This is a genomic window from Marinospirillum sp., assembly GCF_014859565.1.
In genome coordinates this window covers 1-7,932 of record NZ_JACUUA010000151.1, presented here as the reverse complement: position 1 = coordinate 7,932, position 7,932 = coordinate 1, and the positions used below count along the sequence as shown (strand labels likewise).

Sequence of the window (7,932 nt, the reverse complement as noted above, 5' to 3'; positions counted from 1 at the left end):
GCACTTGCATGGGGTGCAAGGGGTCGCAGGTTCGAATCCTGTCACTCCGACCAAAAGACAAAAAGGGCTTACGGCTAATCACTGTAAGCCCTTTTTCTTGTGCTGGAAAAATTACCCATACAATTACCCATACAGCCTAACAGGTTTCCATTAGAACGGGGCATTGCCAGCGTTGACTGTCACTTGTATTCCCCCGCCTCGCTTGTTCTAATCAAGGCCACTGCCATAGAACAGGAACCCCCATGAGTATTGAAGAACCCCACCTTAACCTTCGTAATCTGCAAAAAACTGACTACCCCAAGCTGAAAATCCTGATGGATCATGTTTATGAAGATATTGGTGGCGCCTGGCCTCAGTCGACCATAGACCAGTTGATTGAGGATTTTCCGGACGGTCAGATTCTGATTGAGGATGATGACCAGCTGGTGGCTGTAGTGCTCAGTGCTCTGGTGGATTACGCCACCTTCTCGGAACCCCACAAATACAGTGATTTGACAGATCGCAACAAGAGTGTGCGTAACAATCCTGATGGTGATGCCCTGTATGGCCTCGATGCTCTGATTGACCCGGAATTCCGTGGTCATCGTCTTGGTCGCCGCCTTTATGAAGCCCGTAAAGAGCTGTGCCGCTCGATGAATCTGCGCGCTATTCTGGCGGGTGGGCGTATCCCCGGTTACCACGAGCACGCTGATGCACTGAACCCCATCGAATACCTGGAACAGGTTTCTCGTCGGGAAATTCACGATCCAATCCTGTCTTTTCAGCTGGCCAATGATTTTCAGGTAAAACGCCTGATGCGTGAATACCTGCCGGAAGATGACCGATCACAGGGTTACGCCACACTGCTGGAATGGAACAACATTCTTTATGAACCCGCTGCTCGGGTGCTGGACAACATCTGCACAGAAGTGCGGGTGGGTGCTGTGCAGTGGCAGATGCGTGAATTTGATTCTGTTGAAAGTGCTCTGCAGCAGGTGGAATTTTTTGTGGATGCCCTGTCCGACTACCAAAGCGACTTTGCGGTATTTCCAGAGCTTTTTAACGCCCCATTGATGGGATTAACTGACCAGTCCGACCCCAAACAGACCGTTCGCTTTCTGGCAACCTTTACTGAGCAGTTTCGCAGTGAGCTGCAACGTATGGCGGTCAGTTACAACATCAACATCATCGCTGGGTCGATGGTTGAAGAAGGCAAGGATGGTCGGCTTTACAACGTTGCTTACCTGCTGCGCAGAGACGGCAGCATGGAGCGTCAGGCCAAACTCCATATCACCCCACAAGAGCGCCGTGACTGGGTGATTGAGGGTGGACATGATCTGGCAGTATTTGATACTGATGCCGGTCGTATTGGCATGTTGATCTGTTATGACGTGGAATTTCCGGAGCTGGGACGCCTGCTGGCTGATGATGATATGGATATCCTGTTTGTGCCCTTCTGGACAGATACCAAGAACGGTTATCTGCGGGTTCGTCACTGCTCCCAGGCTCGTGCCGTGGAAAACGAATGTTACGTGGTGATCTGTGGCAGTGTTGGCAATCTGCCTTCCATTGAAAGCCTGGATATCCAGTATGCTCAGTCGGCTGTTTTTACCCCATCAGACTTTGCTTTCCCGCATGATGCAGTACTGAATGAAACCACGCCCAACACGGAAATGATCTTCTTCTCGGATCTTGATCTTTCACGCCTGAAAATCCTGCGCAACGAAGGTTCAGTCACCAACCTCAAGGATCGGCGACTGGACTTGTTCAGGCTGGAGAGAAAATAGTCTGATCAACATTAAGCTCCTCGTTTAATTCCCGGCCCCTGGAGGATGCTGCGTCCTCCAGTCTGCGGTATGACCTGAATGCGGGTGCTGATTCGCTCCTTAAGGGCTGGCACATGGGAAATCACCCCTATGAGTTTGCCATCCTGCTGGAGCCCTGCCAGGGTTTCCAGCGCGGTATCCAGTGCTTCTTCATCCAGGGTGCCAAACCCTTCATCAAGGAACAGGGAATCCACCCGTACCCGATCACTGGCCATGTAGGACAAGCCTAGTGCCAGTGCCAGGCTGACAATAAAACTCTCACCACCGGACAGGTTTTTGGTTGAGCGTTGTTCACCGGCCTGGTAGTTATCAAGTACCTGTAACTCCAGCGGTTCTTGTGAGTCTCTTTCCAGCAGGTAACGATCTGTCATTTTGCTGAGTTGCTGGTTGGCATGACGCACCAGCAGCTCAAAGGTCAGCCCCTGCGCAAAGTTACGGAATTTTTTGCCATCAGCAGAACCGATCAGGTTGTGTAATAACTGCCAGCGATCCCTTTCCTGCTGCTGTTTTTCGATGGCAACAAGGCGTTCTTGTTGTTGCAATCTCAGGTTTTCGTTGGCTTTCAGTTCTTGTTTTAAGCCACCAAGGGTATCCAGCAGTTGCTGATATACCTGCTGTTGCTCTTGCAACTGCTGCTGCAAGGCTGGCAGGGCTTCAGTGGTCAGTTGTTTGCCCTGCTCGACCTCAAGGATTTGCTGGTTGTGCAACTGGCGGGACTGCAGTTCGATCTGGCGTTTCTGCAAGGCTTGTTGCTGTTCTGCCAAGGCCTTGCGTTCTGTTTCTGGCAGGCAGGCTGCTTGCCAGTCGTTTTCATCATAAAAACCCAGTGTCTGCAGCTGTTCGTTAAAATCCTGCTGTGTTATCTGTAATTGTTGATCCTGCTCTTGCAAAGCCTGCTGCAGAGTTTTTTCCTGGGTTTGCAGCTGTTCGAGTTGTGTTTCTGCCTCGCGCAGCAGCTGGTTGGTGACCTCCAGCTGCTGGGCACTGGCATTCAGCTGATTTTTTAGCTGTTGTTCCTGTTCATCCGGTTGCTGGCCACCAAAAAGTTGTGTTCTTTCTGCCAGTAGCTCTTGTTGCTTAGCTTTGAGCTGTTGCAGCTCTGCCTGCAGCTGGGTTGTTGCTTCCTGATGGTGTTTAAGCTGCTCTTGGGTCAGGTTGATCTGCTGGTGTTGCAGTTGCTGCAGCTGACTTTGCTGCTCAGTGTATTGCTGCTGACGTTGTTGCCATAAATCCAGACGCTGTTGCAGGGTGTTTTGCAGCTGCTCTACCCCCTGCCCGCTGCTCAGACTAAGCCCATAAGGCAACAATGCCTGCTCCAGCGCCTGTGTGGACGCTAGCAGACGATTTTGCAGCTGTTCCAGCTGTTGATGCAGCCATAGGTGTTTATCTCGCTGCAGCTGTGCTTGAGCCTCCAGACTGGTCTGGGTGCTCTGATCCTGACTGATCTGTTCGGCTGCAGTCTGTTGTTGATGCAGCAACTGCTCTCTGGCTTCCTGTAATTGTTCTAACTGTAACAAACGCTGAGAAAGCTGCTGTTGTTGTTGCTGGTCGACCTGAAAGCAACCCGGTAGCTGACTGCTTAGCTGGTTCAGATCATTGGGCAGTTGCAGTTGGTTAATCAGCGGCGTCAGCTGATTTTGGAGTTCTTGCAGCTGTTCATGGATTTCGGCGATTTTGTGTACAGCAGCCTGATAATCAGCCTGCTGGCTGGCATGTTGCTGCTGCAATTGCTGGTGTTGCAGTTGCAGTTGATGCAGCTCTTCCCGCAGCTGGGTCAATCGCTGACCACCTTCATCTGCTGCAGGTGGTTGATGCTGTACAAAAGGATGTTCTGTCGCACCACACAAGGGGCAAGCTTCATCTGGCTGCAGCTGTTGACGGGCTTCTTCCAGGCTGGCAATACGGTGCAGCAGCAGCTGTTGTTGTTCCAGCAGATCCCTGGCTTCTGTTTTACTTTGCTGCTGGGTTTCCAGCTGCTGTAACTGCTGCCCAGTCTGTTCAACCTGCTGCTGCAGCGGTGTTTGCCGGGTCTGTAAACTGATCAACTGCTGCTGGTATCGGCTATGGTTGTTTAATCCTTCCATCAGCTGCTGAATAACCTTCAGGCGTTCAGTCAGTTGGCGTTCCATCTGGCGCAGATCTGGCAGGTTCTGGTTTTGTAGTAGTTGCTGCCGGGTGGCTTCATTCTGCTGCAACAGCAGCTGCTGTTGCTGGTGTTCTGCTTGCCGTTGCACTTGTTGTTGATGGTGTTGCAACTGCAGGGCCAGTTTTTGCTGTTCAGCAGCCAGGGTGTTTAACTGATGGTGATAATCAGCGCTGAGCTGTTGATCCTGCTGCAGGCTGTTAAAGCGCTGGTTTAAACCCTGCAGTTGACTGGCCAGTCCGGCATCCACCGCGCTCTGTTGCAGCAGTTGATTCAGCTCATCAAGGCGCTGCTGGCGCTGGTGTTTATCCTGTTCAAACTGGCTTAACAGGCTGTGCAGTTGTGTTTGTTTTTGCTGATTTTCGATCAGGCGGGAATGAGCTCGCTGCAGAGGTTCCTGCAGGGATTGCAAACGGGTATCCAGCACTCGAACCTGATGCAGCAGAGGTTGTGCCTCTTCCCGCTGCTGCTGGGCTTTATGGTGGTTTTCTCTGGCCTGTTGTAGTTGCCCGGTCGCTTGTTCAGCCCGGTTTTTTATATCCGGCAAGGATTGTTGGTTTTTTTGCAGTCGTTGATGGTTCTGCTCACTGGCACTGCGCAGAGCTTTTAATTCAGCTCCAGCTGCGGCTAGTTCCAGTGCTTTACTGGCCTGCTGCAGGCGTTGGTGTTGTGGTGCAAAATCTGCCTGCTGTTGTACCAGTTGTGTCGCCTGCTGCTGTAATACCTGTTGCTCCTTGTGAAGTCGATCCAGCCCTTCTAACCAGCTAAGTGCCTGCTGGCTGTTTTTAATCTGCTGTTGCTGGGTTTCTGCTTCTTTCTGTTGTTGTGTTAAGGCTTGGGTTTTCTGCTCTAGCTCTTCGGTGCTGAGCAGTTTCATACCCGCCAACTCATCCTGCAGGCTTTGTAGTTGCTGTTTTTCCTGAGTGAAGCGTTCATGCACCCGAATGGAGATTTGGCTGTAGATATCGGTGCCGGTGATCTGCTCCAGAATAGGGGCGCGTTCGTTGGGTGCTGCTTTCAGAAAAGCCGCAAAACCACCCTGTGCCAACAACATGGAGCGGGTAAAACGCTCAAAATCCATACCGGTGACTTCTTCCACTGCTTTGGGTACGTCTTTTAAGCTTTTGCAGAGGATTTTGCCGCTTTCCAGCTCGGAGAGCTCATGACCGGCATTTTGCAGGGCACCATCCGGGCTTTTTCTTGCCCGATGTTGCCCCCAGTGACAGCGAAACTGACCTTTGGTGGTGGCAAAGGTGACCTCAGCAAAACATTCACCGGTCTGGCGGGACATGACTTCATTGTCAGATGAGGTGATACGCCCCAGCCGTGGGGTTTGACCGTAAAGTGCCAGGCTCAAGGCATCCAGCAGGGTCGATTTACCGGCTCCGGTCGGGCCGGTGATGGCAAAAATGCCCTCACTGCTGTAAGCCGCCTCGGTTAAATCCAACTGCCATTCACCTACCAGGGAGTTCAGGTTCTTCAGGCGTATGCCAAGTATTCGCATGGTGGTTCCTTATCCGGCCTGTTGATCCTGTTCGTACAAATCGGTCAGCACCTGTTGGTAGCTGTCTCGCAAAGCGGGTCGTTGTTGTTCATCAACCTGATGTGCCACCAATACACGTTCAAAAACTTCCTGCTCACTCAGGTCATCCAGGGTTTCTTCCACATTCGCCTGTTGCATCACTCGCTGAATCACTCGGTTATCCCGCACTCTGAGCACTTCAATGGCTGAGCCATCCAGCAGCTCGTCAATACGCTCCCGCAGGTTGGGTAGCAATTCACTGCTTTGGTAGATAATTTCAATCCAGATGCTTTCACCACTGACCATTAATGGCTGCAAGGCACTCTGGATCTGTTGCCAGTCACCACGAATACTGGCCAGACGCTGAAAAGTGGGCACCGGCAATAATTCCACGGACGGTTGGCGGCCAGTAAAGGTCACCAGTGCCACACTCTTCTGCTGACTGGCTTCACCAAAACCCATAGGCAGTGGTGAACCGCTGTAACGAATATGGCTTTTACCACCCACAAGCTGGGGCACATGCAGATGACCCAGTGCTACATAATCCAGGTTTTCAGGAAAAATCCCTGCGGTGACATGTGCCAGAGAGCCGACATACAACTCACGCACTCCGTCCCCTTCTTGTGTTTTGCCCCCAGCAGTAAACAAATGCCCGGTAGCCAAAATAGGTACATCCACACCGGTTTTGCTGCGCAGGGTTTCAGCCTCTTCTGCAACCGCCTGATAGTGCTGGCGGATGCCTGCCAGTAGCTTGCGCTCTTTGTCTTCCAGCGTTTCACCGGCTTCAGCAGAGCGTAATTCACGATCCCGCAGGTAAGGCACGGCACAAACAATCAGCTCCACTTCTCCAGCGGCATTTTTTAACTCCAGCACTTCGTCTTGCAGCGATTCCGGCACACTACCAATCACCTGCACATCCAATGCCCGCAACAGGGCTTTGGGGGCATTCAAAAAAGAGGGAGAATCATGGTTGCCAGCAGTGATCACCACATGGCGACAAGAAGATACAGCCACCTGATGCAGGAACTGGTAATAAAGTGTCTGGGCGCGATGACTGGGTGCGGTGGTATCAAAAATATCACCGGCGATGACCAGTACATCCACCTGTTGTTGTTCCAAGGTTTGTAATATCCACTGTAAAAACTGCGCAAACTCGGCATAACGACGGCGATAATGCAGGGATCGACCGAGATGCCAGTCAGAGGTGTGAAGTACTTTCAAGGGGTGTTTCCTTGTTGTTTTAATGCTTTGGCTGCCAGAGCATAACCACCGTCACAACCATCCACAAAATGGATGTGTTTTACACCCGCCTGACTGACCAGACAGGTCACCTGAGCCGCATCACTGATATGGATGCCGTACTTCAGCACCCCTTCTTGTCGCTGCTGCTCCAGCCATTGAGTAAATAACTCCAGGGTTTGATGCCGGGCAGCAAACACACTGCGAAACATGCCATCGAGTTTGCGATAATCCGAGTTGAGCAGTGTGTCCTGTTTGTAACGCCCCCAGTCAGCCTTGCCAATCCGAATCCCTAGTCCCATCAATAACAAACCCAGAAAATTGTACAAACGGATTTTCCACAGATTCAGCCAGAATGGCTGATGTTTTTCGGAGTAACTTAGGGCGCGGGCTTCTGCCGCCAGCTTTTCGCGGCTAAAAGACAGCTGTAAACCAGCCAGTGTCAGCGGTTGTTGTTGTTCATCACCACCAAAAAATGCCTGCATCTGCTCGGTCAAGGATTTATAAACTCGGAACTGTTGCTGCAATTCTGTAGAGCTCACCTCAACCAGTAGACTAACGGTGATTTCCTGTGGACTGGGCACACGATTCCAGCGGCACTCAAAACCACTGAAATCGGCTTCAGCTTCACCCTCACCCAAACGAACATGGAAATGGTCATCCTGTTTAACCAGACGATCCGCTTCCAACATACCATCACCGGCAAAAATGGCCTGCTGAAAACCGGGAGACCGGTTATAACAACAAACCAGCAAGGGTGTAGTGGGTTTGATCAACCCGTAGGGCAAAAGGCCTGCCCGCAGTTTTAAGTCAAAATGCTCAGCAGCCAGCTCAATACAACCACGCAGCGCCTTGCGAACCGCCTCAACCGCACTGGGTGGAATACAAAAACTGGCACCATCACCACCAAACACATAAGGAATTGCCAGTGGTTTAACGGCGTTTAGCACTGCAGCTACTGTACAACCACCAAGGGCGTTGATATCCCGGTAACGGCCATCTTCAATTGCCTGAGTGGAGCCTTCCAGATCGGTGACCACCAGCCACCAGTCATCCGGTAGTTCATGATAGTTTTGTTCCATCAGTACATCGGAAAAAAACTGCAAAGGTGGCAGTTGTGCAAAAAATTCTGCTGAATCCTGGATTTTCAATGAATTAGCCCAAGGCAATCAAGATTTTGGTGAGTGAGGCTGGCAGGCTGGAGCGGAATGACCATCACGGAT

Annotated in this window: 4 protein-coding genes; 1 reads left to right on the top strand and 3 read right to left on the bottom strand. The window is 51.5% G+C overall.

Annotated elements, in window-relative coordinates; all coding sequences use genetic code 11:
• Positions 1-242 precede the first annotated feature (242 nt).
• Entirely contained in the window at positions 243-1,766 is a 1,524-nt protein-coding gene (locus IBX50_RS14845) for a carbon-nitrogen hydrolase family protein (RefSeq protein ID WP_292257075.1), read from the top strand.
• Positions 1,767-1,777: 11 nt separating this feature from the next.
• Here IBX50_RS14845 and IBX50_RS14840 read toward each other — a convergent pair whose 3' ends face one another.
• From IBX50_RS14840 to IBX50_RS14830, 3 genes are read right to left on the bottom strand one after another with little or no spacing between them, the layout of a single operon-like run.
• Positions 1,778-5,452, bottom strand: a complete 3,675-nt coding sequence (locus IBX50_RS14840) for an SbcC/MukB-like Walker B domain-containing protein (RefSeq protein ID WP_292257074.1) — start codon at positions 5,450-5,452, stop codon at positions 1,778-1,780.
• A 9-nt stretch (positions 5,453-5,461) separates the two neighbouring features.
• Positions 5,462-6,691 (bottom strand): exonuclease SbcCD subunit D C-terminal domain-containing protein, encoded by a 1,230-nt coding sequence (locus tag IBX50_RS14835; protein ID WP_292257073.1) that lies wholly within the window; start codon positions 6,689-6,691, stop codon positions 5,462-5,464.
• Positions 6,688-7,860: a DUF3095 family protein gene (locus IBX50_RS14830; RefSeq protein ID WP_292257072.1), complete on the bottom strand. Its 1,173-nt coding sequence runs from the start codon at positions 7,858-7,860 to the stop codon at positions 6,688-6,690. The genes IBX50_RS14835 and IBX50_RS14830 overlap by 4 nt, the downstream gene beginning before the upstream one ends.
• Positions 7,861-7,932: the final 72 nt, after the last annotated feature.

What these genes read in the sequence shown, in the direction of transcription:
- IBX50_RS14845 (WP_292257075.1), top strand. Translation starts at nt 243, where the DNA reads ATGAGTATTGAAGAACCCCACCTTAACCTTCGTAATCTGCAAAAAACT.
- IBX50_RS14840 (WP_292257074.1), bottom strand. Translation starts at nt 5,452, where the DNA reads ATGCGAATACTTGGCATACGCCTGAAGAACCTGAACTCCCTGGTAGGT.